This window comes from Shewanella sp. WXL01, assembly GCF_012263345.1.
Classification (GTDB): Bacteria; Pseudomonadota; Gammaproteobacteria; order Enterobacterales; family Shewanellaceae; genus Shewanella; species Shewanella maritima.
In genome coordinates this window covers 175,000-200,996 of the sequence record NZ_JAAIKQ010000006.1, presented here as the reverse complement: position 1 = coordinate 200,996, position 25,997 = coordinate 175,000, and the positions used below count along the sequence as shown (strand labels likewise).

Annotated in this window: 22 protein-coding genes and 1 other RNA gene; 16 read left to right on the top strand and 7 right to left on the bottom strand. The window is 43.5% G+C overall.

The annotated features are described in order from the left end of the window. Nucleotides 1-64: 64 nt before the first annotated feature. An RNA gene (gene ffs, locus G3R49_RS14745) (signal recognition particle sRNA small type) lies at nucleotides 65-161 on the top strand. A 67-nt stretch (nucleotides 162-228) separates the two neighbouring features. Here ffs and G3R49_RS14740 read toward each other — a convergent pair. The 6 genes from G3R49_RS14740 to dinG form a co-directional block, all read right to left on the bottom strand. Beyond that, nucleotides 229-525 carry a late competence development ComFB family protein gene (locus G3R49_RS14740; protein ID WP_130601931.1) on the bottom strand — a complete coding sequence of 99 codons (297 nt, stop codon included), beginning with the start codon at nucleotides 523-525 and terminating at the stop codon, nucleotides 229-231. Nucleotides 526-639: 114 nt separating this feature from the next. Then, the gene (locus G3R49_RS14735) at nucleotides 640-1,551 is read right to left on the bottom strand and encodes a histone deacetylase (RefSeq protein WP_167870193.1); all 912 of its coding nucleotides are present in this window, start codon (nucleotides 1,549-1,551) and stop codon (nucleotides 640-642) included. Next, nucleotides 1,551-2,267: a DUF2057 domain-containing protein gene (locus tag G3R49_RS14730; RefSeq protein WP_167870192.1), complete on the bottom strand. Its 717-nt coding sequence runs from the start codon at nucleotides 2,265-2,267 to the stop codon at nucleotides 1,551-1,553. The genes G3R49_RS14735 and G3R49_RS14730 overlap by 1 nt, the downstream gene beginning before the upstream one ends. 9 nt (nucleotides 2,268-2,276) lie before the next feature. Further along, the gene (locus G3R49_RS14725; RefSeq protein WP_130601937.1) at nucleotides 2,277-2,954 is read right to left on the bottom strand and encodes a primosomal replication protein; all 678 of its coding nucleotides are present in this window, start codon (nucleotides 2,952-2,954) and stop codon (nucleotides 2,277-2,279) included. A gap of 16 nt (nucleotides 2,955-2,970) precedes the next feature. Further along, entirely contained in the window at nucleotides 2,971-3,744 is a 774-nt protein-coding gene (locus tag G3R49_RS14720; RefSeq protein ID WP_167870191.1) for a TSUP family transporter, read from the bottom strand. An 8-nt stretch (nucleotides 3,745-3,752) separates the two neighbouring features. Further along, a complete protein-coding gene (dinG, locus tag G3R49_RS14715) occupies nucleotides 3,753-5,825 on the bottom strand; it encodes an ATP-dependent DNA helicase DinG (protein WP_167870190.1) in 2,073 nt (690 codons plus the stop codon). A gap of 90 nt (nucleotides 5,826-5,915) precedes the next feature. Between dinG and G3R49_RS14710 the strand changes: the two genes are divergently transcribed. From G3R49_RS14710 to G3R49_RS14665, 10 genes are all read left to right on the top strand, one after another. Next, nucleotides 5,916-8,330: a DNA polymerase II gene (locus G3R49_RS14710; protein ID WP_348633933.1), complete on the top strand. Its 2,415-nt coding sequence runs from the start codon at nucleotides 5,916-5,918 to the stop codon at nucleotides 8,328-8,330. A 220-nt stretch (nucleotides 8,331-8,550) separates the two neighbouring features. Then, on the top strand, nucleotides 8,551-9,723 hold the full coding sequence (locus G3R49_RS14705; protein WP_167870188.1) for a porin: 1,173 nt from the start codon (nucleotides 8,551-8,553) through the stop codon (nucleotides 9,721-9,723). A gap of 631 nt (nucleotides 9,724-10,354) precedes the next feature. After that, the gene (locus G3R49_RS14700) at nucleotides 10,355-13,225 is read left to right on the top strand and encodes a TonB-dependent receptor (protein ID WP_130601947.1); all 2,871 of its coding nucleotides are present in this window, start codon (nucleotides 10,355-10,357) and stop codon (nucleotides 13,223-13,225) included. 213 nt (nucleotides 13,226-13,438) lie between these two features. Then, nucleotides 13,439-14,080: a TIGR02466 family protein gene (locus tag G3R49_RS14695; protein WP_130601949.1), complete on the top strand. Its 642-nt coding sequence runs from the start codon at nucleotides 13,439-13,441 to the stop codon at nucleotides 14,078-14,080. Between the two features lie 287 nt (nucleotides 14,081-14,367). Continuing rightward, nucleotides 14,368-15,150, top strand: coding sequence for a DUF3450 domain-containing protein (locus G3R49_RS14690; RefSeq protein WP_130601951.1), 783 nt, complete (start codon nucleotides 14,368-14,370; stop codon nucleotides 15,148-15,150). Next, a complete protein-coding gene (locus G3R49_RS14685) occupies nucleotides 15,150-16,505 on the top strand; it encodes a MotA/TolQ/ExbB proton channel family protein (protein ID WP_130601953.1) in 1,356 nt (451 codons plus the stop codon). The genes G3R49_RS14690 and G3R49_RS14685 overlap by 1 nt, the downstream gene beginning before the upstream one ends. After that, nucleotides 16,505-17,032, top strand: coding sequence for a MotA/TolQ/ExbB proton channel family protein (locus G3R49_RS14680; protein WP_130601955.1), 528 nt, complete (start codon nucleotides 16,505-16,507; stop codon nucleotides 17,030-17,032). Before G3R49_RS14685 ends, G3R49_RS14680 begins: the two co-directional genes overlap by 1 nt. A 14-nt stretch (nucleotides 17,033-17,046) precedes the next feature. Beyond that, nucleotides 17,047-17,451: a biopolymer transporter ExbD gene (locus G3R49_RS14675; protein WP_130601957.1), complete on the top strand. Its 405-nt coding sequence runs from the start codon at nucleotides 17,047-17,049 to the stop codon at nucleotides 17,449-17,451. Nucleotide 17,452: 1 nt separating this feature from the next. Further along, a complete protein-coding gene (locus tag G3R49_RS14670) occupies nucleotides 17,453-18,067 on the top strand; it encodes an energy transducer TonB (RefSeq protein ID WP_130601959.1) in 615 nt (204 codons plus the stop codon). A gap of 10 nt (nucleotides 18,068-18,077) precedes the next feature. Next, nucleotides 18,078-19,322, top strand: a complete 1,245-nt coding sequence (locus G3R49_RS14665; protein ID WP_167870187.1) for a tetratricopeptide repeat protein — start codon at nucleotides 18,078-18,080, stop codon at nucleotides 19,320-19,322. A 269-nt stretch (nucleotides 19,323-19,591) separates the two neighbouring features. On the opposite strand, the gene G3R49_RS14660 is transcribed toward G3R49_RS14665, so the two are convergent. Then, nucleotides 19,592-20,104, bottom strand: a complete 513-nt coding sequence (locus tag G3R49_RS14660; protein ID WP_130601963.1) for a diguanylate cyclase — start codon at nucleotides 20,102-20,104, stop codon at nucleotides 19,592-19,594. A 73-nt stretch (nucleotides 20,105-20,177) separates the two neighbouring features. On the opposite strand from G3R49_RS14660, the gene G3R49_RS14655 reads away from it, so the two are divergent. The 5 genes from G3R49_RS14655 to feoB all read left to right on the top strand — a co-directional run bounded on the left by G3R49_RS14655 (nucleotide 20,178) and on the right by feoB (nucleotide 25,837). Beyond that, nucleotides 20,178-22,013: a DUF885 family protein gene (locus G3R49_RS14655; RefSeq protein ID WP_167870186.1), complete on the top strand. Its 1,836-nt coding sequence runs from the start codon at nucleotides 20,178-20,180 to the stop codon at nucleotides 22,011-22,013. 139 nt (nucleotides 22,014-22,152) lie between these two features. Beyond that, nucleotides 22,153-22,431 (top strand): peptidylprolyl isomerase, encoded by a 279-nt coding sequence (locus tag G3R49_RS14650; RefSeq protein WP_130601967.1) that lies wholly within the window; start codon nucleotides 22,153-22,155, stop codon nucleotides 22,429-22,431. A gap of 88 nt (nucleotides 22,432-22,519) precedes the next feature. Further along, a complete protein-coding gene (locus G3R49_RS14645; protein ID WP_167870185.1) occupies nucleotides 22,520-23,056 on the top strand; it encodes a GNAT family N-acetyltransferase in 537 nt (178 codons plus the stop codon). A 239-nt stretch (nucleotides 23,057-23,295) separates the two neighbouring features. After that, a complete protein-coding gene (locus G3R49_RS14640) occupies nucleotides 23,296-23,535 on the top strand; it encodes a FeoA family protein (RefSeq protein ID WP_130601971.1) in 240 nt (79 codons plus the stop codon). Continuing rightward, a complete protein-coding gene (gene feoB, locus G3R49_RS14635) occupies nucleotides 23,528-25,837 on the top strand; it encodes a Fe(2+) transporter permease subunit FeoB (RefSeq protein ID WP_167870184.1) in 2,310 nt (769 codons plus the stop codon). The genes G3R49_RS14640 and feoB overlap by 8 nt, the downstream gene beginning before the upstream one ends. The last annotated feature ends 160 nt before the right edge of the window (nucleotides 25,838-25,997 follow it).

The following is a 25,997-nucleotide window of genomic DNA, read 5'->3' as shown; positions in this document are numbered from 1 at the left end:
AGTTAAAAGTGTAGTGGATAATCCACCGCGTTCAAGCAATTATGGCTTGAAATCTGTGGTGACCCTAGGGTCCCCTCGCAACGATAACTTGTGAACTCGGCCAGGCCCGGAAGGGAGCAACCGCAGCAGGCGACTCGTGTGCCGGGGTGTGGCTCTAGGGGAACCTCCAAACTTCCCCAAGTGTCTCTCATTTAGCTATCTTTCTTGTCTTGAGCGCCAAGCCCTCGGTTACTCTTGTTCCTCAAGTTCTTGCTGTCGCTGCAACTCTTTTTGCAAGTTAGCTTTTAAGAAAGCACGTGATTTTTCAAGCGCGCTGTATATCTCGCGGCGCATCTCTTGTAGCTCGTTGTAGTCCTCAAAAAAGTAAGTATCGACCAGATGGCGAATATAACGCACGGGTAGCTGATTGAGGGTGACACAGCATAAGTCTGCTAGATAGTCTTCAGGTAGTTCGTCAATCAAGCCTTCGTCACGCAGTACATCCATTAATAGCACTTCATAGTAGTTACGTATATCGAGTTGCATAATTGCTCCGCTTTATTCCTGTTGGCGATTATTGTTGCCGCCAATTCCTAAGGTAAACCTATTCATTTTGGCGTGGCGTTTTTCTTGCTGCCTATAGGTTATTTTTAGCACATCTTATTCGCAGCAGGTAGTGTTTATCGCAGATAAAAGCTGGTAATGGCGCTCGGCAAGTTGCTGCCTATTACGGCTATAGCCACCACCTATGACTGCAGCAATCGGAATTTGCTGTGACTGCGCTAATTGCGTAATAAGTTGATCGCGCAGCATCAGTCCTTGGGTAGAGATTGCCGCATAGCCGAGGTCATCATCTTGATGAATGTCGACACCAGCATCGTAAATGATTAACTGAGGCTGGTGCATGGCGATGAGTAGCGGCAGCGATTGGCTGAGTATTGCCAAGTACTCGCTGTCATTACAGCCATTTTCTAGCTCGATGTCATGATCTGATATTTGTTTTCGAGCAGGGAAGTTTTTCGCGCAGTGGATAGAGCAGGTAATTAACTCGGGTACAGACTGGCACAAGGTGGCTGTGCCGTCGCCTTGGTGCACATCACAGTCAATAATTAGCACTTTATCAAGCTTATAGTGGTTGATTGCGTGGTGAGCTGCGATGACTAAATCATTGAAAATACAAAAACCACTGCCAAAGTCATAATGGGCGTGATGATAACCACCAGTAAGGTTTACGGCGACGTTATGTTCCAAGGCAAGCTCTACACAGAGTTTAGTGCCGTTAACGGCATGACGTGAGCGCCTGACCAATTGCTCACTCCATGGAAAACCAATGCGGCGCATAGCTTTTTGTGTAAGTGTGCCATTGATAAAACTATCGACATAATCAGGGCAATGAACTTGTTTTAATTCATTGATGTCAATGGCATCAGGAGTGACACAACGCGTTTGTTCCAATATGCCATGCTCTGTACCAAGCTCATATAGATCACGGTATTTGTTGATGGGGAATCTGTGATTGTCAGGTAACGCCAGCTCAGAATAGCTGGCGTGATAGACGTAAGGAAAAGCCATTAAAGCTGTTTGATTGCCCAGCTCATAAACTCTTTGCGAGTTTCTTCATCAGCTTGTAACCACCAGTACTGTAGCATTTGCTCAGCTTGAGAGCCCGTTTGAGCTGGGGCAACTTCTTTAGCTGGTGCAACCGTTGCTGTGGTCACCACTGTGGCTGCAGCAACGGGTGTTACAGCTTTTGGCGCAGGTTTCATTGCGGCTTGTGCTTTAGCTGCAGATGATGACGTTGCTTGTACTGAAAGCTCATCGAAGTTGTCATTCTTGCCACCGTTGAAAAGGTTGGCGACGAATGAGTCTTCTTTTAGATCTGTTAGCTGCACTGAATAGTTCACATTGCCTTTATCTGAGCGTTTGATGATCACCTGCGGCTTTTTAACATAGCTCTTTGGGTTTTTGGCGTAATCACCACTTGGTGTACGAAGCTGATATTCGTAATCACCATCAACCTCTAATGTCACGATAAAAGGGGCAGACTTATAAAAAGTTTGCGCGTCACTAAAGTCGTCTTCAACCATGTCATGGTAGCGAATAGCTATTTTATGCGTGCCTTGGGTGAGCTCAAGATCAGACTTATGGGTAAACATATTGGTGTTGATTTCCTTGCCATCTAATGCAAGGTATTCAAACGCCATTGGGATTGAAAGATTGGCTGCTAGCGCAGTGGATGAAGCTAATAAGGTGATCGCTGCTGCACTTGTGGTCATGAATGACTTCATTGTCGCTCCTTAGCGGTTGTATCGATTGTTCGGCCGTTCGAAATATTGGATCCTTTCCTCAATATAACTAATGGCCTGTCTGCACTTTCCTAGTCGCTTGTGCATTTGTAAAATTTCATTTTGTAACTTGAGTTTGTCAGTCGGATGACATTGTTCAAGCTTTAGTTCCAACTGCGCAATCTTTAGTTCAATCTTTTTAGCCCAATTGAGATGTTTATTCAATTCTTGATAAATTTGATGACTGTTTTGCATCACACTGTTGGCAATCCAATCAAAACCTGAATTGTCATGTTGTTGGTTGCGCCTTTTTGCATAGCGAGCACGGTTACTGGCTCGTCGTTGCTGCTCGGCTTTAATGTTGATGTTGGTAGAGCCTAGCGCGCGCTTTAACGCAGTAAACTTATCTTGAATGTTCTGGCAGCGTTGTTCGAGAGTCGAAAAGCCAATTCGCAGCGATAAATATTTCTCTAGTTGATTAATATCTTTTTTTATTTGCCCAATGCAAGGGGCGAGCTTAGCGCCTTTTTGAATAAACAGGCTTTGGTTAAAGCGCTCAATATCTTGTAGGTACTTGCTATGGTTTGGTGCAAGGTTACCGTCGTGTATCAGGGCTTCTTGCTCTAATTGCCTAAGCTGCTGTTTGAGCTTATCGATAAGCTGCGTAGTATTTAGTTTATGGCTACTCATGCCCACGCGCTCCAACTCATGCCCATGCGCTCCAACTAAGGTGCCCGGCAATGGCGACAACCATAATAATGAAAATAGGTTTTACGAATGGGATACCAAAGCGGATTGCGCTTTTAGCACCAATCGCTGCGCCAGCCATCATGCTAAGTCCCATCCAAAAGCCCAATACCCAATACACTTGGTCAAGTAGTGCAAATACAACTAGTGCCGTTACATTACTAATAGATGTCATTGCTCTAGCAAGGCCGCAGCTGTGTAATAAGGGGAGTTTATGCAGCTTTATTGAGCTCACGGTCCAAAATGCGCCAATTCCAGGCCCTGCAAAACCATCATAACCGCCTAGCATGATCCCCTGCACGCTTTGCTTGGTGTGATTAGAAGTTTGGTTCGGCGCTGAGGTGATGTTTTGCCCCAGAGCCTGCGGACTAATAAGGGTGTAGATGGCGATGACTATAATAAGTAGCGGTAACAGTTTTTCTAAGCTTGCGGCATCGACCATAAATACCAGCAAGCTTCCTAGGATGGCGCCAATAAAGGTGGTAATGGCTGTGGTGCGCCAAAACTTAGGGGTAAAAAGCTGCTGCTTATAATAAGTATACGCTGAGGTAATAGAGCCAAAACAGGCGGCAAGTTTGTTGGTACCCAAAGCAAGATGTGGCGGTACGCCAACAGATAGTAAGGCTGGAATGGACAATAGGCCACCACCACCAACAATAGCGTCGATAAAGCCAGCAACAATGCCGATTAGTGCAAGCAAGCCCCAATGACTGGGCTCTAACAATAAATCCAAAGAAAAACCTATTCGATGACGCGTCTAAAAGGAGGTAAGGCATCAAGTAGTGATTTGCCATACCGTTTGGTGACTAAGCGGCGGTCCAAAATAGTCACACGGCCATAGTCTTGCTCTTTACGCAGTAATCTACCACAACTCTGAATTAATTTTCTGGAAGCATCCGGAATAGTTAGCTGTAAAAACGGATTGCCGCCTTTGATTTTTACGTATTCAGCATGGGCTTGCTCCACTGGAGAGGTTGGCACAGCAAATGGCAACTTAGTCACAATAAGGTTAGTTAAATAGTCGCCAGGTAAGTCGAGACCTTCCGAGAAGCTGCCGGTACCGAATATCAGGCTCGGCTCACCATCATCACAGCGCTGCTTATGTTGCTCAAGGATTTTCTGCCTCGACATAGTGCCTTGAACCAACATAGGCAAGCCTTTGAGCTTAGGCTCAATTAAGTCAGCCACCTTTTCCATTTGCCAGTATGAGGCAAACAGCACCAAGGTAGCCATTTCACCTTCTAATAAAGCTAAGATTTGTGATGCTAGCTCTTCGGTGTAGCCTTCAGCCGTGGGCTCATTGTCCATTTCAGGAATAAATAAGGTGGCGTTATTTTGGTAGTCAAATGGCGATTGCAGCGCCACAAAACGGCTACCATCATTGAGTGATAACCCCACTTGATGGGCAAAATGGTTAAAGTTATTCAAAGCTCGCAAGGTTGCACTGCAAAGCACCACGCCAGCGGCTTTTTGCCAAAGCATAGACTCAAGCATGTAGCCTACTTCAATTGGCGATGCGCTAAATAAATAGTCGCTTTGCTTGCCTGTCATGCTCTCAACCCAGCGTGCCATGGGAGCTGATTTACTGTTATCTTCTTTGGCCAGCATGCGCCACAATTTGTTGAGGTTTTCTAGACGCTGTAAGATAAAGCCGGTTTCAGCAAGGCTGGCTTCGGCTAAGTGCTTTGCTAGCTCGCCATCTTTTATCGCTTCAGTCAGAATTGAGATAATTTTGCTAAATTGTTTAACGGCTTTGCCCGATACCTGGTTTAAGTCTTCCGCTAGCATCATTAAGGTTGCTGGCAATTTACCGTGTTCAAAACGCCAGCGCCCCTCTGGATTATTAAAGGCGTGATTTTGGGTATCGCAAAAGTGGGCGACTTTATCGAGTAGTACCACTAGCTCAGCATTAAGGTCGATCATTTGTTGCACTGGGTTAATGATCAAATTAGTTTTTAGCTGGCTTTGCAGTTTACTGCAGGTTTTGGTGGATTTTTCTATCCAGTCGCTAGCGCCGCGCAAGGTTGCCTGAGCACTAGAGAAGTCGCGGGCAACGATGGGCAAGTGATGCGCCTCGTCGATGACATAAAACATGTCTTCAGGATCGGGCAGAATGATGCCGCCACCGAGCTCAAGATCAGCAAATAACAAGCTGTGGTTAGCGATGAGTACGTCCCAGGTTTCAACATCTTCACGGGCTTTATGAAAAGGGCAGTGGTGATGTGAGGCAACTTGTCTGTGGCAGCTGTGTTTGTCACAACATATCTGCTGCCATAAAAAATCTTCAATGGGTTGCTTTAGTGTGTCTATTTCACCGTTCCAGCTTCCCGCTTTAAAGTCATCTCTAAGCTTTTTGAGCTTATCAATTTGGCTTTGATCGGGTTTGCTTTGCCACATAGCAAGCTGTGAGTCGTCGGCGCCAATCATGGCATCTAGCTTAGCTAGGCATACATATCGCTGACGGCCTTTAACTAGGCCGAACTTAAAATCTAAACCAGATTGTTGCAGAAAAAACGGTAAGTCTTTGTGCAGTAACTGTTCTTGCAGCGCGACTGTTGCGGTTGCAATACACACCTTCTTTTTGCTGGCGAGCGCTAGTGGAATACTGCCGAGGATATATGAAAGCGATTTACCAATACCTGTACCAGCTTCGACAACAATGATCTTGCGATGCTTGTCATAGTCACCCGCTAATGTTTTGGAGATCTCAGCCACCATATAGTTCTGCTCTCGGCGGGAGCGGAAATTTGGCAGTGCACTGGCTATTTGTTTGTAAATATCCCGAACCTGGGTTTTTACTTTATCCGTTAACATTAGTGTTGTGTTATTTCGCTTAGCTAAATTATGCTGTACATAATAACAGTGAAATGGCTTGCTAAGAAGCAGTATCTTTTAAGGAAACTTGTGTCCCCAGTATCATCATTAGCATCAGAAACTATCCAAGGGATTGTGCTAACTCGCCATGCGGTGACTGAGCAAGGGCAGTTAGTGCTGCATTACTATCTGCAAACCGACAATGGGCCTGTGCGCGTGTCTCTGTTCGATCAAGAAGTGGTGAGCTTTTGTGAGCGCAAGAATATAGATGCACTTATTAAAGCAGGTGCTAAGTTTCGCTATCAAGAAGTCGGGCTTAAAAATTTTAGTCATCAGGTTGTTTGTGCCATCTATTGTAAGTCTGCTCAGCAGCACAGAATGTTAATAAAGCTAGCTAACGACCTTGGGGTGAGTCTATTTGAAGCTGATATCAAGCCTGAAAACCGTTTTTTGTTTGAGCGTTTTATTGCATTAGAAGCACAGTTTAAAGGGCATTATCAAAACGAAAATGAGTTTATTGCAACGCATGCCAGAACCCCCAATCAACTAGGCTCAGCCGCGAATCAGCTCAAAATGGTGTCGCTCGATCTTGAGTGCAGCATGCAAGGTGAGCTGTACTCTGTTGGTTTGTACGGCCAAAGTGAAGCAGGGCAGATCAATTTGGTGATTATGGTTGGTAACCCTGATTTGGAGGTGGACAATATTAAGGTTGATGCACAATCACTTGAAATAGTCTGGGTTGAAGATGAGTATTCATTGCTTCAAGCGCTTATTCAGTGGTTTGCTGATTTTGACCCAGACATCATTATTGGTTGGGCAGTTGTGGTGTTTGATTTGGCCTTATTGTCAAAGCGTTGTGCGCTATATCAGTTGCCGCTGCGAATTGGGCGCAATCAAACCTTAATGTCATGGAAGGTGGAAGATAAATATCGACCTGAAACACTTAATCTACCCGGGCGGGTGGTGCTCGATGGTATTGATTGGCTAAAAGCCGCATTTTATCAGTTTGACAGTTTCTCGCTTGAGTTTGTGTCCCAAGCCTTGCTTGAGGAGGGGAAAGATATTGATCATGTTGATAACCGTGGTCATGAAATCATACGTTTGTTTCATCAAGATAAGCAAGCGTTAGCTAGGTATAACATTACTGATTGCAGGCTAGTTTGGGATATTTTTGTTAAAACTGAATTGCTTGAGTTTGCCCTTGAGCGAGCAAAGTTGACTGGGCTTGAGTTTGGCCGAGTTGGGGCATCGGTCGCCGCATTTAATAACCTTTATTTGCCACATTTACATCGCGCAGGTTATGTCGCGCCAGCGTTTCCTGCTAGTCAAGGTTTGGAAAGCCCTGGTGGCTATGTAATGGACTCGATACCTGGCTATTATAACAACGTACTGGTCTTGGACTTTAAAAGTCTATATCCCTCAATTATTCGCACGTTTCTCATTGACCCAAAAGGTTTGATTGAAGCTCAGGCGTTTACTGAGGTGGAGTTAAGCGATGTATCAAAAGCCATCCCCGGTTTTTTAAACGCAAGCTTTAATCGTAAACAGCCGATTTTGCCAGACTTAATCGCCAATTTGGCAGCTAAACGTGAAACAGCTAAGCACGATAATAATGCCCCTTTGTCGCAAGCAATCAAAATTATCATGAACTCTTTATATGGCGTGCTGGGCTCGACAGGTTGTGTGTTTCATGACGCTAAGCTTGCCAGTTCAATTACTATGCGCGGCCATCAAATAATGAAGCTTACCAAACAATGGATTGAAGAATTAGGCTACAAGGTCATATATGGTGATACAGACTCTACTTTTGTGTGGGTCGAGCAGCAGCTAACGGATGAGCAAGTTAAACAAGTCGGGCGCACCTTAGCAGAGCAGATGACAAACAAGTGGCGACAATGGTGTCAGGAGCAGTATCAGTTAGACAGCTTTTTGGAGCTAGAGTTCGAGTCGCACTTTCAGCAGTTCATCATGCCAACTTTAAGGGGCTCAGACGAAGGCAGCAAGAAGCGTTATGTGGGGGCTAAGCAAGTGGCGGGCGATTTGGATATCGTATTTAAAGGTATGGAGCAGGTGAGGAGTGACTGGAGCCCGTTAGCAAAAAAAGTGCAGCTCGCTTTATATACACGCTTTTTTAAACAGCAAGATGTTATCGAGTATTTACGGCAAGTTGTTGCTCAGGTGCGTGCAGGGGAGTTTAGTGAAGACTTAATATTTAAAAAGCGCCTGCGCCGAAATGCAGAGGATTATACGGCGAAATCGTCACCCCATGTAAAAGCAGCGTTAATTTTGGCTGAAGAAAAAAAAGACGTGAAATATTCTCGTAAAGGAAGAATGATAAAGTATGTGATGACCCTACATGGAGCATATCCAGTGCAATTAGATCCAGAAAACGTCGATGCTGAATATTATATAGAGCGGCAGATTAAGCCTATAGCTGAGCCGATACTCGCTCTATTGGAGCAAAATTTTGAAGATCTTCTTAGTAATCAAATGATGTTAATTTAATGTAAATATTAAACCGTATGGTGACAGTTTGTTACAAACTGGTTCCTTGCGTGTCAATGTTTCTTGTGCAGGTGTGTCACTTTAGTTTAAGAAGCCTAGCGATGAGCGACTATTTTTGAATGGTCGCTTTTTTTTTTGCTAGGCTTCAATGCATCAAAAATATATGCGGAATAACTTAATCACTTATTTCAGCATGTGAAACTAAAGAAGGTAAGTACAAATGAAGAAGACGTTAGTTGCCTCAGCATTAGCTGCAGTGATGATTGCACCAACAGCATCTGCAATTGAAGTATACAAAGATGAAAAGAACGCAGTTTCTATCGGTGGTTACATTGATGGCCGTATCTATAATGGTAACGGTGAAACGACAATGGCAAATGGCGCTTCTCGCATCAACTTCGGTTTTGATCGTCAAATGGGTAACGGCTGGGAAGCTAACGCAAAGTTTGAGTGGAGTGTCAATCCATTTGGCAACAGTTCACTAAACTATAGCAATGACGGAAAGCTACATGCACAGTCTGGCGACTTCCTTGCAAATCGTCTTGGTTATATTGAAGTAAAACATGACACATACGGTCACCTTGCTTGGGGTAAACTGTGGGGTGCTTGGTATGATGTTGTAGGCGCGACCAACCTTGTCCATACCTGGGATGGTGATGCCTCTGGTACATATACCTTTAATAAGGGCGATGGTTCAGTGAATGGTACTGGCCGTGGTGATAATACTATTCAATATCGCAATTCTTTTGGCGACTTTAGCTTTGCAGTGCAAACTCAGTTGAATCAACAAGAGATTAATATTGAAGAGCAACAAGACGCAGTTCCACTTGCTGCAGCTATAACGTCACTTAAAACACTTGAATACTCGAATACTTACGGTTTAGCTGTAACTTATACTGCAACCGATATGCTTACGCTAACAGCAGGTTTCAACACGGGTGAGTTTGACGCGACTACCAATAACGGTGAAGCGTTTACTGAAACTGATAAAATTTACGGTGGTGGTGTTCAGTGGGGACAGTGGGAAGCAAAGGGTTTTTACTTCGCTGCTAACTACAACAAGCAAGAGTTCCACGATACTGATGGTGCAAACCGTATTATCCCTGAAGCTCAAGGTCTAGAAACAATGTTATCTTACCGCTTCGACAATGACATCCGTCTACTTGTTTCGCACAACGTACTTGAGGCGGGCGATGCTTATGAAGCATTATACAACGGTGACAAGTTTAAGCGTCAATTTACAGCTGTTGGTGCTCACTACATCTGGGATGAGAATACTATCGTATACCTAGAGGGTCGTTTCGATAACTCGGATTTCTCGGGCTCTCAAGAAGAAATTAACAAAAAATCTGATCACGATGGTATAGGTTTAGGTATCCGTTACTTCTTGTAATTGATGAGCTAACCCAACGGTACTGTGTATCGGTTGTTATTAAGGGCCGCTAACAAAAGTTAGCGGCTTTTTTGTTTTTTAAACATCTCAACCATCTTCTTAAGTAAATGGTTATCAATCGATTAGGCTTTTTGTAAAGTCTGGGAGCTTTAATAATTTGCAATGGTTCTAGTTAGTTAAACTTGCCTCCACCCACTAATTAGCGGTAGCTAATTTACCTTATCCAGAGATCGATTAGATGGGTAACTTCATATGAGTTATTAGACCAAATTCGGCCTTGTTTATCTTGAATCGCTTAAAAAGTAACATTTTCTATGAAACTAGTTTTAAAAAAATGTTAACAGAGCTGTGAGCATTTAATTATGCATGCTTGATTGAGCATCGTTATGATTTAGTTTGACTTTTTTGTCTTTTAGGGAAGGGTTTATACAGCTCCATGTTTAGTTTTGTGTACAGTTTTTAAACGTTTGACTCTACTGTAGTAAACTGTTTTTGTTTCAGATGTTGCGAACTTGTTTCATATGTGATTCTATTGTGTCCGAGACGTGATGGTGTTGATAGCGGCGCCAAATCGTTAGACCAGCCCTTAAGGGATGGCTAATAAAAAACAAAATGTCCAGGGAGATAGACAATGCATAAGAATATCTTAGCTAATTCGGTGCGTTTAGCGCTAATTAGCGGTGCAGCAGCTGCTGCTTTCACTGCACCAACTATGGCTGTTGCAGCCGAAGACTCAGTAGAGCGTATTGAAGTAACTGGTTCGCGCATCAAGCGTACCGATATGGAAACCTCAAGCCCTGTTTCTGTGATTGATGCGGGCCAAATAGCTGCGATGGGTATTACCCGTCTTGACGACGTTTTACGTCAAATGACAGCGTCTTCTGGTGCTGCATTAGGTACTAACGTGAATAACGGTAGTGGTGGTAAAGCGACTGTTAACATTCGTGGTTTAGGTGCAGCGCGTACGTTAGTTTTGGTTAACGGTCGTCGTATGGTTAACTCTGGTATCGGCGCTGATTCTAGTGTCGATTTGAACAACGTACCACTAGGCTTCATTAAACGAATTGAAGTATTGAAAGATGGCGGTTCAGCTGTTTATGGTTCGGACGCAGTTGCTGGTGTTGTGAACATTATCCTTAAAGATGACTATGAAGGTTTAGAGTTTAATGCTCAAACAGGTCAAACCTTTGAGAGTGATGGTAAAGAAACGACTATCTCTTTAACCATGGGTACTAACTTCGATAAAGGTAATATCTCAGCTTACATGGGATATACGGATAAAGAAGAAATTCGTCAAGCGGATCGTGAGTTTTCTAACTGTCCGATCTTTGAATTCTTAGATCTAGATGGTGACGGCAAACTTGATCGATTCTGTGGTGGTTCGTCTGGTACAGTCGGTGGACGAGGTAATTTAGGACAGTACCTTCCTGGTGGACAAACTCTAGGTCCTGTGCAACCTGGCCAGCCAACTTACAAACCTTACAGCTTCTTTGAAGATTCATATAACTATTCTGAGTTAAGTTACTTAGAAACGCCTCGTAAACAGTTCCAAATGAATGTTAACGGTACTTATGAACTAAGCGATAACGTTACTACATTTATTGAAGCTATGTACACAAAACGTACATCTAGTCAGCAAATGGCTCCAACTCGCCCGAATAATTTAGGTACAGCTGCAGCAGATTACTACTATAACCCTACTAACCCTGATGGTTGGTTCGCTGATCAAGGTTATTTTAATGACGTTAATGGTGATGGTGTTTGGAATGCTGACGACGCTCAAGATGTAACTATCGCTACTCGTCGTATGACAGATATCGGTCCACGTATTTTCTCGCAAAACACTGACACTTATCGTGCTGTGTTTGGTTTCAATGGTAACTTCGAAGTAGGCGAGCGTGTATTTGACTGGGAAGTATTCTACCAGTATGGCCGTAACGATGGTCGTTCGTACACTGAAAATCAAGTTAACAGAGAAAGATTTGCAGAAACTATTGATAAAGATGTTTGTGTAATGGGTGGCAACGGTGTTGATGAAGTACCTTGTGCTAACTGGTTTGGTACAGGTTGGATGACTCCAGAGCAACAAGCTGCCGCTAATAACTATGTTACTTATACCGAAGTAGATACTGGTTTCAATACTCAAGAAATCTACGGTGCAAATATCGCTGGTGAGCTGTTTGACATGCCTGCAGGTGGGTTTGGTGTTGCTGCTGGTATAGAACACCGCGCTGAAGAAGGGTTCTACAACCCTGATGTGTTATCTCAGTATGGTGCAGGTGGCGGTAACGCTACACTACCAACTAAAGGTGATTTCAGTGTAGACGAAGCTTATTTAGAGCTTTCTATCCCTGTTCTTGCTGACTTACCAGGTGTTGAACGTTTAGATTTAAGTGCAGCGATTCGTTACTTTGATTATTCAACCTTCGGTTCTGATTCAACTTGGAACGTTGGTGCTACTTGGTCAATTATTGAAGGCTTGATGGTTCGTGGTAAATACACTAACCAAGCATTCCGCGCCCCTTCGATTAACGACTTAAACCAAGGTGCTAGTGATTCATTTGACGGCTACACCGACGTTTGTAACAACTACCAAAACAACCCAAATGCAACTATCAAAGCTAACTGTGAAGCTGACCTAGCAGGTACTGGTTTTACGGAGCAGGATGATGGTCAAGTACGTGCTATCGTTGGTGGTAACGTAAACTTGAAACCTGAGAAAGCAGATATTTACACTGTTGGTTTTGTTTACGATGCAAGTGCACTTGTTGATGGACTATCTTTAACAGTAGATTACTACAATATTGAAATTGAAGATGCAATTGGAACAATTGGTGCAACCTACAAGCTTGAGCAGTGTTACAGCGCTGTGGGCGGCGGTGTTGGTTCAGACGCGCCATTCTGTAAAGATTTCATTCGTGATGCTGGTGGCCAGGTTGATGGCATGCTTCGTCTTAAAGAGAATGCTAACGTAGAAGTTACTTCTGGTGTAGATGCTAACGTAGCATACGCTTTTGAAGCTGCTAGCGTAGATTGGAGAATCGACTGGGAAACTACTTGGGTTAAAGAAAACTCTACTACTGATAGCGCTGGTGAATATACTGATTATGTCGGTTTCGCGACGTCGAATGGTGGTTCTATTCCTGAGTGGAAGTCTAATCTTGGTCTAAACGTATCAGGTGACAATTGGGCAGCGAACTACCAGATTCGTTATATCCATAGTCTAGAAGATAATTCTTTGAATGGTCTAACTCCTGAAGAGCGTGCTGCTGAGATTAATGCTTACGCTAACCCAGACAATCTATTCTTGGATGCAGTTTGGTATCATGACGCGTCAGTATCTTATGATGTTTTAGAGAATGTTAAGCTACAATTGGGTGTGAATAACCTGTTCGATACTCAACCTGAGTACTATGTTAGCTACAACGACTCTAATACAGACATTTATACTTATGACTTAGCAGGTCGTCGTTGGTATTTACAAGCAAACATTCAGTTTTAATTGATAAGATGTAAATTTTTAAAAAGGCAGTTGATACTGCCTTTTTTTTTGCCTGCTTATTTATAAGTTTCTGCTAGTTGTGCCAATAGTTCTAATTTTTCTAGCGAAAATGCACAATGAAATGTGTTTATAGTCTCACGTAATTTTATATAGGCGTAGCCGCAGAGGCGAGGGGATAAGCGTTGTCGTAACAAACTATGAAGGTTAGTAATTATGGAAGTAAACTCATTATTTGCCGTGCCTGTTGCTAGATGTCAAAAAGAGAAACCCACGGAATTAAATGATGCTCTTTACAGTTATTTTAAATCGATTCAGGAGCAAGGAGATAAGTATAGGAATGTGATTGGCACACCTACGATACAAAGGAACATATTTGAGAGTGAAATGAACTTGTTTTCACATAAAAATGAAGCAGTTCAAGAGCTTCGGCAATACATGTTAGGGTCAATATATCAATTCATAAAAAACATCAAGAGAAGTGACGATCGTTCTGACTACCGCCAAATTATGAATCATACTTGGTTTCACATAACTAGAGATCGTGGATATATTGGCCCCCACAATCACCCTATGGCAGCTTGGTCAGCGGTTTACTATGTGCGTACAGGTAACCCAGACCCTCGTTATAATGATTCAGGGGCTATACGGTTTTTTAACCCTAATCAAGCACTATCTATGTATCGAGACCCATCCAATTCCAATCTTGTACAGCCATACTCGTCAGGATTACGAACTTTGCAACCAAAAGAAGGAGAGTTAGTTATTTTTCCCTCATACCTTTCCCATGAAGTTGCGCCTTATTATGGCGATTCAGAGCGAGTATGTGTAGCTACCAACTGTTGGGTACAAAATTAAAAGCTCAATCACACGTAGGTTTAGTTTATAAAATGGGCGGTATAGTTTAAATTTTGATTCAAAGGCTCATTAGTTAATTTTCAGCAGTTCAAATTGTTGACACAGGTCAACAATTTGTGAAATGATGCGAGCGGGTCTATGCCCTAGCTGGCATAGAAAAGGGAAGAAAAACTAACAATCACAAGAGAAAGATAAACTTAGCTGAATTTAACATTTATTAACATGGTAGGTGTTAATGTTACAGCCTTAGTTAAACTTTATAATTCACATCAAATTGGTTGGGAACTATGTCCAAGGTAAGCAATAGAACAAAAATCGCTACTGCACTTGTTGGCGCGCTGGCACTTGCTGGCAGCAACTTTGCAGTTGCTAACTCTCTTGCCGACGTGCAAAAAGCTGATAGCAAGATCCATGCATCTACAGCTGCGTCGCAGAAGAAAGTAGATAAATATTTTGACCAAGCTCAAGATATGTTATTTGAGTACGGCAGTGTTGCTGATGAACGCGAATCACTAAAATCTTATAACGATTATGTCGCGGGATTAGTGGCTGACCAAGAAGCTACAATGAAGCTTATCCAAGACGACATCGATGGCGTTGATAAACTGCGTCAAGGCGTTGTACCACTAATGTTTAAAATGGTTGATGCGCTAGAGCAGTTTATTGCACTAGACCTTCCATTTAACTTAGAAACTCGTCAAGAGCGTGTTCAGCGTCTAAAAGACATCCTAAACACTGCAGAAGTAACACTTGCTGAAAAATACCGTCTAATTCTAGATGCTTACAACATCGAGCGTGAATACGGTACCAAGCTAAATGCACAAACTGGTCAGGTTAATATCGATGGTAAAGAAATCTTAGTTGACTTCTTAAACTTCGGTCGTGTCGCACTATACGCACAAAGCCAAGATCAAAAATCTGCATGGATGTACAACGCAGAAACTAAAGGTTGGGACAAGTTAGAAGCTACTTACCTTCGTAACTTAAGCAAAGCAATTAAGCAGGCTCGCGGTCAAGGCGCACCTGATATGTTCGCTCTACCTATCCCAGCTGCGGAGGCTGCACAGTAATGAAAAAGTTTATCTCTACAGCAATCGTTGCTGCTACTATTTCACTAACCTCAGGTATGGTTAGTGCGGCAGATGCACCTAAGACAATTGATCAGCTATTGCAGCAAGTTCAAAAAGACCGTGCAGATGCAAACAAAACCAATAAAAAGCGTGAAGCTGAGTTCTTAAACGAACGTGGTGACAAAGCGGCTTTACTAAAGCGTGAAAAAGCGGCTTTAGCTGCTGAAGTTCAACGTGGTAAAGATCTTGCGCAAGCGTTTACTGACAACGAGCGTAAAATTGCTCAACTAGAAGAAGACCGTAAAATTGCTCAAGGTGACTTGGGTGAAATGTTCGGTGTTGTTAAAGGTGAAGCTGGTGATTTCGCTGGTAAGCTTGTTGGTTCAAATGTAACTGCACAATTCCCAGGTCGTGATACTTTTATCGCCGAGCTAGGTGCACGTAAAGAGCTTCCTAAGATTCACGAACTAGAAAAATTCTGGGAAGACCAGCTTTTCGAAATGGTTCAATCGGGTAAAGTTGTTAAATTCAACGCTGACGTAACTGGTCTTGACGGTGGTGTTCGCAATACCGAAGTGACTCGTGTTGGTGCTTACAACCTACTTGCTGACGGTCAATACGTTGTATATAACGCTGACCTAGGTCTAATCCAAGAGCTTTCTCAACAGCCTGGTGCAGAACAAGTTTCGAGCGTTAAGTCTTTCAACAATGCGACTTCTGGTTACGAAAAACTATTCGTTGACCCGGCTCGCGGTGTTCTGCTAAGCGTATTCACTCAAAAAGCGACGATTGAAGAGCGTATCGAAGCGGGTGGTACTATTGGTTACATCATTATCGGTCTTCTTATCTTCGGTGCACTTATTGCTATTGAGCGTCTAATCAAACTATACGTAGTTGGTGCTCAAGTTAGCCGTCAACGTAAAGATATCGAAAATCCAGGTAACAACCCACTTGGTCGTATCTTACAGACTTACCAAGATAACAAAGACGTTGATGTTGAAACGCTTGAGTTAAAACTTGACGAAGCTATCTTGAAAGAAACACCTGCGCTTGAAGCTCGTATTTCTATTATCAAGGTTCTAGCGGCTATCGCGCCAATGATGGGTCTACTAGGTACAGTTACCGGTATGATCGCAACCTTCCAAACAATTCAGTTGTTCGGTACGGGTGACCCACGTCTAATGGCGGGTGGTATTTCTATGGCTCTTATGACTACCGTACAAGGTCTTGTTGCTGCACTACCATTGATGCTTATGCATGCAATCGTAATCGCTCGTAGTAAGTCTGTTGTTCAAGTTCTAGAAGAGCAAAGTGCCGGCTTGGTTGCTGAGCACGCTGAGAAGAGGAACGCGTAATGATGCTATACCTGATGGACATCTGGGATTCCGTCAGGGGCTTCATGGCCACCGGAGGCGACGTCCTCTGGTTGGTTGCGGCAGTGCTATTCCTAATGTGGGTACTAATGCTTGAGCGTTTTTGGTATGTAAACTTTACAGCACCATCAATTCACAAAAACATTATCGAAACATGGAATAACAGAGAGGACTCAACCTCTTGGTATGCGCACCGTATCCGTGAAGCTTGGGTATCCCAAGCGAAGCAAGATATGAATGCTCGTATGCTGATCATCAAAACACTAGTAGCGACCTGTCCTATGATTGGTCTACTAGGTACCGTAACCGGGATGATTCAAGTATTCGACGTGATGGCAGTACATGGTACGAGTAACGCTCGTATGATGGCAGCTGGTATTTCAATGGCGACAATGCCGACTATGGCAGGAATGGTCGCTGCTCTATCGGGTGTTTTCTTTAGCACACGTTTAGACGCAAAAATGAAAATCAGTATTGAAAAGCTAAAAGATAGCTTGCCTCACCACTAGAGAGAGTATTTAAAATGTCACGTAAAAAGCACTCAAGTGTAGAAGAAGAAGCACAAGTAGATATGACACCGATGCTTGACATCGTATTCATCATGTTGATCTTCTTCATTGTAACAACGTCGTTTATCAAGCCATCTGGCCTTGACTATAAGAAGCCTGAGGCTTCTACAGCGACAACTCAAAAATCTGCAAACATCTTTATCGGTGTAAGCAATACTGGTGTCATCAAGATGGAAAACCGTCAGGTTGATATCGAGCGTGTGACTGCAAACGTTGAGCGTATGCTTGCCGAGTCACCTGAAGCATCAGTATTAATTGAAGCAGACAAAGAAGCCGAACATGGCCTTGTTATCAAGGTTATGGATAACGTGAAGAAAGCGGGTATCGACAAGATCTCGGTTTCTGCGGGGAAAGACTAATATGTTGAGAGCAATAGTATCACTCATTATAGGTGCTGCTGTTACTTTCGGCCTGTTTGTCTTCATGGCCTTCTTGGTCGGTGGCGGCGCTAAGCGCGCCGACACCTCTACTGATACTCCTGTAATTGAGATCAGTATGGAACAGCAGGATACGAAAGTGCAGGATAAGCCTAGGGTAAAACCTAAGCCACCTACACCACCTGAGCAGCCACCTTTGCCGGACACACCTCCGCCAGAAAGTTCGTCAGACATCGATACTAGTATGTCTTTCAACATGGGCAGCGTTGCTTCAGGCGGTGTGAACACCGGATTCAAACTGGGTAACATGATGACTCGTGATGGCGACGCTACACCTATCGTCCGTATTGAGCCACAATATCCGATTGCTGCAGCTCGTGATGGTAAAGAAGGTTGGGTACAGCTTTCATTCACCATTAACGAAGTCGGCGGCGTTGAAGATGTAAAAGTTATCAAAGCTGAGCCAAAGCGCTTATTCAACCGTGAAGCGATTCGCGCTTTGAAAAAGTGGAAATACAAGCCTAAGATTGTTGATGGCAAACCGCTAAAACAACCTGGCATGACAGTTCAACTAGACTTCACACTGAGTCAGGGATAAGGAGGCGACAATGCAAAAAGTTACTAAATTAGCTAGCGTATTAATGCTTTCTTTATGTGGCTCTATGGTCGCAACTACAGCTACTGCGGCTGAGAAGTGTCCGATTGATAAGCGTCAGTCTAAAGCTGTTGGGGCTAGTGCTGCTAAGAAAGTTCAAAAGTCTTTTGAAGCCTACACTGAAGGAAATGTTGACGAAGCGATTGCGATCCTTCTAGAGGCAAACCCAAAGAATGATTTTGACAAAGCGTATATTGCTCGAATGTTGGGCAACTTTTACGCTGAAAAAGGTCAAATGAAAACTGCGGTTAAGTACCTTAAGACTGCTGTTGAAGCTGATGTTCTTGGCGGTACTGACCATGGTGCAACGTTACGTCTGTACGCTGATTTGCTGCTGCAAGAGAAGCGCTTTAAAGAGGCAATTCCTTATTATTACAAGTGGATGGAATTCACATGTAAAGAGGAAGCACAAATTTACCGTCGTATTGGTATTGCGCACAGCGAGCTAAAAGAATGGGACAAAGTGCTTAAAGTTGCTGATAAAGGTATCGAGCTGAGTGACAAACCTGACAAAGGTTTATATCAGATGAAACTGACTGCTTACTTTAACCAGAAGAACTATAAGCAAGCAGTAAAGATCCTTGAAACTATGGTGCCGTTATTCCAAGACGATAAACGTCTTTGGGTTCAGTTAGCTCAGTTCTACTTGATGACAGAAGATTACGACCGCTCACTAGCGACGTATGACCTTGCATACAAGAATGGCTTCTTAGAGACTGCTGGCAACATTACTCGTTTGTCGCAGCTTCTTGCTCAAAAAGGTTCACCTTATCAAGGTGCTAAAATCTTCGAAAAGCACATGAAGTCAGGTCTTATCGAGAAGAATAAAAAGAACTACACCATCTTAGCTGGTTTCTATCATTCTGCTAAAGAATTGAAGCAGGCGGCAAGTTACTACGGTATCGCGGCTGAGTACGATAATGATGGCGAGTTATTGCTTAAGCAGGGGCGTATTTTAGTTCTTGATCAGAAGCAAAAACAAGCTATCCCCGTTCTCAAGAAAGCACTTGATGCTGGTCTTGATAACCCTGGTGAAGCTCAGTTTGAGTTAGCGTTAGCTCACTTAACGTTGAAGCAATATAAGTCTGCTTATCAACGTGCGGTACTAGCAGCTAAAGATAACAAGACTAAACGTTCAGCTAACAGCTATATTTCTTACATCAAAGAAAAAGCACGTATCCATAACGTTACTTTGTAACATTAGATACTACGCGATAGCATTAAAAAAGCCCCAGATTTGGGGCTTTTTTGTGTTTGTAGAGGGAAGAATTCGTATCAGGTTCTTTATAGGGTCAAATCGCGACTAAAATTGTTTTATCTATATCTTGTATGTTTTCTTCGCTGTAAAAACATCATACGAGTTGGTTTAGTTTATGGCGTTTGTTCTGCATTCGCCGTGACTCTTTCCCTCAAAGCAACTTATTTAGCTTTGTCCTAAACAGCAATGAGTGGCAGCTGTTTTTTATGTTATTGAACTCTTATCATTTTATGGTGCTGATCATCATGCGTGTTGTCCAATGCGCTTGATAGCTGCTCTACATCAACAAACAGCTTTTCAATATTTAAATTTTTGTTTGGTTGACACACGCCTGCAGCAACCTTGTAGTCGATCGTAAATTTGTGGTCTTTAGCGTGATTTGCTAAGAACTGATTAATCTGCTCATCAATTCTCTGTAGAACTACTTTAGTGCCCTCATCATCAACATTAAACAATCCTAGCGCGAAATGGTTGGTATCTAACCTGGCGATGAGGTCTGTCGCTCTGAGCAATGCTTCTTCAACTTGGTTAGTAAATAATTCTAACAAATGAGGTTGCTTAACAGTTTCATGTATGTGCGGGCACAGATACAATAACGCCAAGCTTTGTTTTTCGCGTAAATGACGATGCCATTCGCGGTTAAACACTTCCATAAAATAGTTTTGATTGTATACCCCAGTTTCTGGGTCACGAAAGCTAGAGTTTCTGAATGAATAGATCATGGACGCACTCCGCAATAAGTCTATTCAAATTATAGATTCAAATTTAAGTACTTGCTGAAAAAGGAATAATAATATGAAAAGGTCATCGATAGCGTTGGCTGTAGCGTCGCTTATCGCTCTTCAAGGGTGTTCGAAAGAAGAATCGACAAGTGTTAACGCGCAGCAACCTATTAAGCAGGTCGCAACTGAAACAGCTCAAGAGGTGACTCAGTCGCAAGTTTACCTCGATATGGTTGATCAGTATTTTAAAGATGTTTTAGCGCTTGAGCCTATTTATGCAACGTTTGTCGGGGTTAATGATTATAACGATCAGTTTGGTGGCAGCTTAACCGAAGCTTACCTAAAGCAGCGTCATGATTTAAACAGTCGTTACCTTTCACAAGCGAAAAAGATCGACGCCACACAGCTAAGTGCAGATTTAAAATTAAGTCATAGCATGTTTATGTATGACCGAGATTTAGAGCTAAAGAGCGAAGCTTACCCTGCCTATTACTTACCTATTAACCAATTCTATAGCACTGTATTTACTATGGTTCAGCTTGGTTCTGGTGAGAGTGCTCAGCCATTCAATACGGTCGAAGATTATCGTAATTGGTTATCGCGCTTAAAAGGCTTTATTGGTTGGATTGAGTTAGCGCAGCAGCGTATGCAGCAAGGTATTGACAATAAAGTTGTCTTGCCACGTACCCTTGTCGAGCGAATTGTACCGCAGCTTGATGCCCAGCTGGTTGCTAAAGCAGAAGATAGTCTTTTCTTTGCGCCAATTGAAAAGTTGCCGGAGTCATTTTCAGAGCAAGAGCGCGTCGAACTTACCAAAGCATATGCCGAGCTTATCGAACAATCTTTGCTTCCTAGCTTGACTCAACTGCGCAATTTCGTAAAAGACACCTATTTACCTAACGCTCGTGGCACCGATGGTTGGTCTGGGTTACCTAACGGTAAAGCTTGGTATCAAATGCTCGCTAACCAGCACACCACAACCGAGTTACCGGTTGATGAAATCCACCAAATTGGTTTAAGCGAGGTTGCACGCATCTTGTCAGAAATGGATAAAGTCCGCGAGCAAGTGGGCTTTGAAGGTGACTTAACTGCATTTTTCGCTTCTCTGTCATCAGAGCCGGAGTATTTCTTTACTGAAAAGCAAGATCTTGTCGATGGTTACATGGCGCTAAAAGATGAGATCAATGCCGTGTTGCCTAAGTACTTTAACGTGATGCCTAAAGCTGACTATGTGGTTAAGCCAGTTGAAAGCTTCAGAGAAAAGTCGGCAGCTGGTGCGTCTTACCAATCTCCCGCAGTCGATGGCTCACGTCCAGGTGTATTCTACATCAATACCTACAACCTAAAAGCGCAGCCTAAATGGGGAATGATGACTTTGTCACTGCATGAAGCGGCTCCTGGTCACCACTTCCAAATTGCCATTAAGCAAGAGTTAGAGGGCGTACCTGAGTTCCAACGTTTCAAGGGGTACACCGCCTTTGAAGAAGGTTGGGCGCTGTATGCTGAATACCTTGGTATTGAAATGGGTTTATTCACTGACCCATATCAGTACTTCGGCAAGCTTTCTGATGAAATGCTACGTGCAATGCGCCTGGTTGTTGATACAGGCTTACACGCAAAGGGCTGGAGCCGTGAGCAGGCGATTCAATATATGAAGGATAACTCACCGATGGCTGAGTCTGATATCAAGGCCGAGGTCGAGCGCTATATGGCTATCCCTGGGCAAGCACTATCATACAAGGTTGGGCAATTAACCATCTTGAAGCTTCGTGAGCAAGCAGAGCAACAGTTAGGAGATAAGTTCGACCTGAAGGGCTTCCATGACCAAATCCTGACCACAGGTTCTTTGCCAATGGCGGTCATGGAGCAAAAGGTTGCTGATTGGATCAAGGCTGAGCAAGCTAAATAAAGTAAATTTAAGCACTGGCACTTGTCATTAAGTTGTCATGATGTCAGTGTTTATTGTTGATTAGTAGAAAATAGCAAAAACAAACTGGTCAAAAAGGTTGGCCGATAAACGACTGAGTGATAAATAACAGGAGCTCGACATGGTACAAGCCACTGCTAGACATTTACTGGTAGATTCAGAAGCACAATGTGAGGCACTGAAAACTGAAATCGCCAACGGCGCGGATTTTGCGGATGTAGCTAAAGCCCACTCATCTTGCCCATCTGGTGCGCAAGGTGGTGACCTAGGCTCGTTTGGCCCCGGTATGATGGTTAAAGAGTTTGACGAGGTTGTGTTTAGTGCGCCGCTGAATGTGGTTCAAGGGCCAGTTAAAACTCAGTTTGGCTATCACTTACTAGAAGTGACTAGCCGCGGTTAGCTGTTACCTTCTATTGAGAAGGCGACTTTAGGTCGCCTTTTTTATTGCCTAATTTCATGAGTTTTACACCATTCCAGGAGGAGGCTAAATGGAAATAGCCCTATATACCGACAGGTTAAAAATACGCAATTTGCAAGCAAGTGATTGGCTCTTTGTACTCGCAATTCAAACTAACCCTAGTGTTAACCAATACATAAGGGATGTTGAAGATGAACAAACGATTAGGCGTAAGTTTGAGCAGCGCCTAGAGCTACCAGAGTTTGACAGTGGTGAATGGTTCTCCTTGGCAATTGAGCGTATCGACACCCGCGAGCTTGTCGGCATTACAGGCTTTTGCTGTGATTGCCCGCAAAGTCAGCGTGCTGAAGTCGGTTATGTTATTGCACCTGAGTTTCAAGGTCTTGGTTTCGCTAGCGAAAGTCTCGAAGCTGTGATTGATTGGGGGGCACACCAATTTAGCATTCGTAAGTTTGTCGCTCATTGTGCAGCAGCTAACCTTGAATCACAACGGGTACTACAAAAGTCAGGTTTTATGCAAGAAGGATTACTCAAGCAACATACTGTGATCAATGGTAAAGCACATGATGATGTGTGTTTTGGTTTACTTTCAAAGCAACGTGTTTAAGAAGCTTCAAACAACTCGGTAGACGAAGTATCAAGCGAGTTAACCCCGTGCCTAACAAATGCTAACACAATGTAAATCTTGGCAGCAGCGCTAGGATGTTGGCGATATTTATCACATAATGCAAAACATAAGTGAAAACTATTCTCGTTTCGATGCCAAAGTTTGATCCAAGTTTAGTTTTTTCAATGTACCCACATATAGAATATGTCAGTCAAAAAAGAAGTTAAGGTGAAAGCTTGATGAAACTCAGTGAACTCAATCCTGGAGATCGCGCCACAATTGCTGAAATAGGGCAATTGTCACTTCCGCAAACGGTGAAACGTAAACTTTTATCTATGGGCATTACACCAAATACCCAGTTTTCTTTAATTCGTCGTGCACCTATGGGCTCAGGGCTAGAGCTAGACTTGCGTGGAAGCAAATTATGTATGCGCCGTGATCTTGCTGATATCATCGAGGTTGAAGTTATCAATGACTAAACAATTCCACTGCGTCACAATCGGTAACCCAAATGCGGGTAAATCTACGCTATTTAATGCGCTAACAGGCTCTAATCAAAAAGTCGGTAACTGGTCAGGTGTAACGGTAGAAAAGAAAACCGGTCAGTTTACGCTTAATGACACCGAAGTACATCTAACTGATCTTCCTGGTATTTATGATTTGCTGCCAGCGGGTAGCACTTGTGATTGCTCGCTAGATGAGCAAATTGCGCAGCAGTATATTGCTGAGCAACGTATCGATGGCATTATCAATTTAGTTGACGCAACCAATATTGAGCGTCACTTGTATTTAACCGTGCAGCTGCGTGAGCTGGGTATTCCGCTGGTTGTGGTACTGAACAAAATCGACGCTGCTAAAAAGCTAGGTATTACGGTTGATGTTGAAGCGATGGCAAGCAAATTGGGTTGCCCAGTTATTGCTGTTTGCGCCCGCGATGAGAGCGACATTAAGCGCGTTCAAGTTCAGGTCGCCCAATTGTTTAACGGTGAAGTTAGCGAAGAGCCTTTATTGCTGGACTATTTACCGTCAATTGAGCGCAGTGTTACTGCGTTAAAAGAATATTCGTTAGCAAATCAGTTAGGTGAACTCAGCCGTGGCCGCGCACTGGCAATGCTGGGTAATGGCCACGGTTGTGGTAGTTGCTCAAATACTGCGATGAAAGAAGTGGTAAGTCGCTGCACCACAGATTGTGAGCAAGAAGGTGACAATATCGAAGTCATGGTTGCCACAACCCGTTTTGATTTTGTGCAGCAGGTGTATCAAGGTGCGGTAGATGCGAAAGAGCATGTTTCTGCCAGTGACAGACTGGATAGCATAGTGCTTCACCCGGTTCTCGGAGTGCCAATCTTCTTATTCGTTATGTACCTCATGTTTATGTTCAGCATCAATGTGGGTAGCTCGTTTATTGATTTCTTTGATATTACGGCGGGCGCATTATTTGTTGATCATCTTGGCGCTGCGATGACATCCCTTGGTAGCCCTGATTGGCTGGTTACTATTGTTGCAGGCGGTGTCGGTCAAGGTATCCAAACCGTGGCAACCTTTATTCCAGTTATTGCCGCTTTGTTCTTGGCATTGTCAGTACTTGAAGCCTCAGGCTATATGTCGCGCGCAGCTTTCGTGGTTGACGGCCTAATGCGCCGCATTGGCCTACCGGGTAAAGCATTTGTACCTATGATTGTCGGCTTTGGTTGCTCAGTGCCTGCGATTATGGCGACGCGTACTTTAGGAAGTGAGCGCGAGCGCATTGTAACCGGCATGATGGCACCATTTATGTCATGTGGTGCACGCTTACCTGTATATGCATTATTTGCTGCCGCGTTTTTCCCTGAATCAGGTCAAAATCTGGTGTTCTTGCTATACATCATAGGTATTTTAGCGGCAATTGGCACAGGGTTGATGCTGCGCAACACCTTGCTACCAGGCTCAAGCAGTGCGGTAGTGATGGAGTTGCCAAGCTACGAAAAGCCTAAATTTAAAACGGTAATGGGCAACACGGGTAAGAAAACCAAGAGCTTTATTTTTGGCGCAGGTAAAACCATTGTTATTGTTGTGACCCTACTTAACTTTATCAATTCAATCGGCACAGATGGCAGTTTTGGCCATGAAGACAGTAAAGAGTCGGTGCTGAGCGTAGCGAGTCAACAAGTGACGCCATTATTCGCTCCTATGGGGGTTGAGCAAGACAACTGGCCAGCGACAGTCGGTATTATTACTGGCATATTCGCCAAAGAGGCTGTGGTAGGCACCCTAAATAGCTTATACAGTGACCCAGCTGACGCCGAAGAAGAGCTTGCACCGCTAGGTGAATCATTCAGTGAAGCGCTAGCTACTATCCCTGAGAACCTATTCGGTATTGCACCAGAAGATCCATTGTCATTAGATGTTGGCGATATAGAAACCATTGACTCAGCTGCCGATGAGCTTGAGGTTGATGCGTCTACTTTCAGTGCTCTAAAAGCCGGTTTTACCACTACTATTGCCGCATTCGCGTACTTGTTATTTGTACTGCTATACACTCCTTGCGTAGCCGCTATGGGCGCATTAGTTGGTGAGTTTGGTATGAAATGGGCACGTTTTGCCGCGCTATGGACATTCGGTTTAGCTTATGGCAGTGCTACCGTGGTTTATCAAGTCGGTACCTTTGCAGCGCATCCAATGCAATCAAGTTTATGGGTTGGCGGGTTTGTAATTGCACTAGTGGTATTTTACCAGTGGTTGAAAAAGCAAGGTCGCAAGGCACAGCAGATTATTCCGGGTGTTAGAGTGGTTACCGAGTAATCTTCAGCGATTTTAGTGAGTGAATGAGCCCGGCAAATGCCGGGTTTATTTTTATTTGCTCAAAAAAGCTGCGTCCTTGCGCAAAATAATGTATAGGGTAGTTGTAAGTGAGTATGATCTATAGGATCATCTGTCTTTCGTAAATATTACTATTGAGTGC

Excerpts from the sequence above, each read along its gene's own strand:
- G3R49_RS14665 (WP_167870187.1), top strand. The coding sequence starts at position 18,078 with ATGCAAAAAGTTACTAAATTAGCTAGCGTATTAATGCTTTCTTTATGT.
- G3R49_RS14670 (WP_130601959.1), top strand. The coding sequence starts at position 17,453 with ATGTTGAGAGCAATAGTATCACTCATTATAGGTGCTGCTGTTACTTTC.
- G3R49_RS14735 (WP_167870193.1), bottom strand. The coding sequence starts at position 1,551 with ATGGCTTTTCCTTACGTCTATCACGCCAGCTATTCTGAGCTGGCGTTA.
- G3R49_RS14700 (WP_130601947.1), top strand. The coding sequence starts at position 10,355 with ATGCATAAGAATATCTTAGCTAATTCGGTGCGTTTAGCGCTAATTAGC.
- G3R49_RS14640 (WP_130601971.1), top strand. The coding sequence starts at position 23,296 with ATGAAACTCAGTGAACTCAATCCTGGAGATCGCGCCACAATTGCTGAA.
- G3R49_RS14655 (WP_167870186.1), top strand. The coding sequence starts at position 20,178 with ATGAAAAGGTCATCGATAGCGTTGGCTGTAGCGTCGCTTATCGCTCTT.
- G3R49_RS14650 (WP_130601967.1), top strand. The coding sequence starts at position 22,153 with ATGGTACAAGCCACTGCTAGACATTTACTGGTAGATTCAGAAGCACAA.
- G3R49_RS14725 (WP_130601937.1), bottom strand. The coding sequence starts at position 2,954 with ATGAGTAGCCATAAACTAAATACTACGCAGCTTATCGATAAGCTCAAA.
- G3R49_RS14730 (WP_167870192.1), bottom strand. The coding sequence starts at position 2,267 with ATGAAGTCATTCATGACCACAAGTGCAGCAGCGATCACCTTATTAGCT.
- G3R49_RS14740 (WP_130601931.1), bottom strand. The coding sequence starts at position 525 with ATGCAACTCGATATACGTAACTACTATGAAGTGCTATTAATGGATGTA.
- G3R49_RS14660 (WP_130601963.1), bottom strand. The coding sequence starts at position 20,104 with ATGATCTATTCATTCAGAAACTCTAGCTTTCGTGACCCAGAAACTGGG.
- G3R49_RS14645 (WP_167870185.1), top strand. The coding sequence starts at position 22,520 with ATGGAAATAGCCCTATATACCGACAGGTTAAAAATACGCAATTTGCAA.
- G3R49_RS14705 (WP_167870188.1), top strand. The coding sequence starts at position 8,551 with ATGAAGAAGACGTTAGTTGCCTCAGCATTAGCTGCAGTGATGATTGCA.
- dinG (WP_167870190.1), bottom strand. The coding sequence starts at position 5,825 with ATGTTAACGGATAAAGTAAAAACCCAGGTTCGGGATATTTACAAACAA.
- G3R49_RS14680 (WP_130601955.1), top strand. The coding sequence starts at position 16,505 with ATGATGCTATACCTGATGGACATCTGGGATTCCGTCAGGGGCTTCATG.
- feoB (WP_167870184.1), top strand. The coding sequence starts at position 23,528 with ATGACTAAACAATTCCACTGCGTCACAATCGGTAACCCAAATGCGGGT.
- G3R49_RS14695 (WP_130601949.1), top strand. The coding sequence starts at position 13,439 with ATGGAAGTAAACTCATTATTTGCCGTGCCTGTTGCTAGATGTCAAAAA.
- G3R49_RS14675 (WP_130601957.1), top strand. The coding sequence starts at position 17,047 with ATGTCACGTAAAAAGCACTCAAGTGTAGAAGAAGAAGCACAAGTAGAT.
- G3R49_RS14690 (WP_130601951.1), top strand. The coding sequence starts at position 14,368 with ATGTCCAAGGTAAGCAATAGAACAAAAATCGCTACTGCACTTGTTGGC.
- G3R49_RS14685 (WP_130601953.1), top strand. The coding sequence starts at position 15,150 with ATGAAAAAGTTTATCTCTACAGCAATCGTTGCTGCTACTATTTCACTA.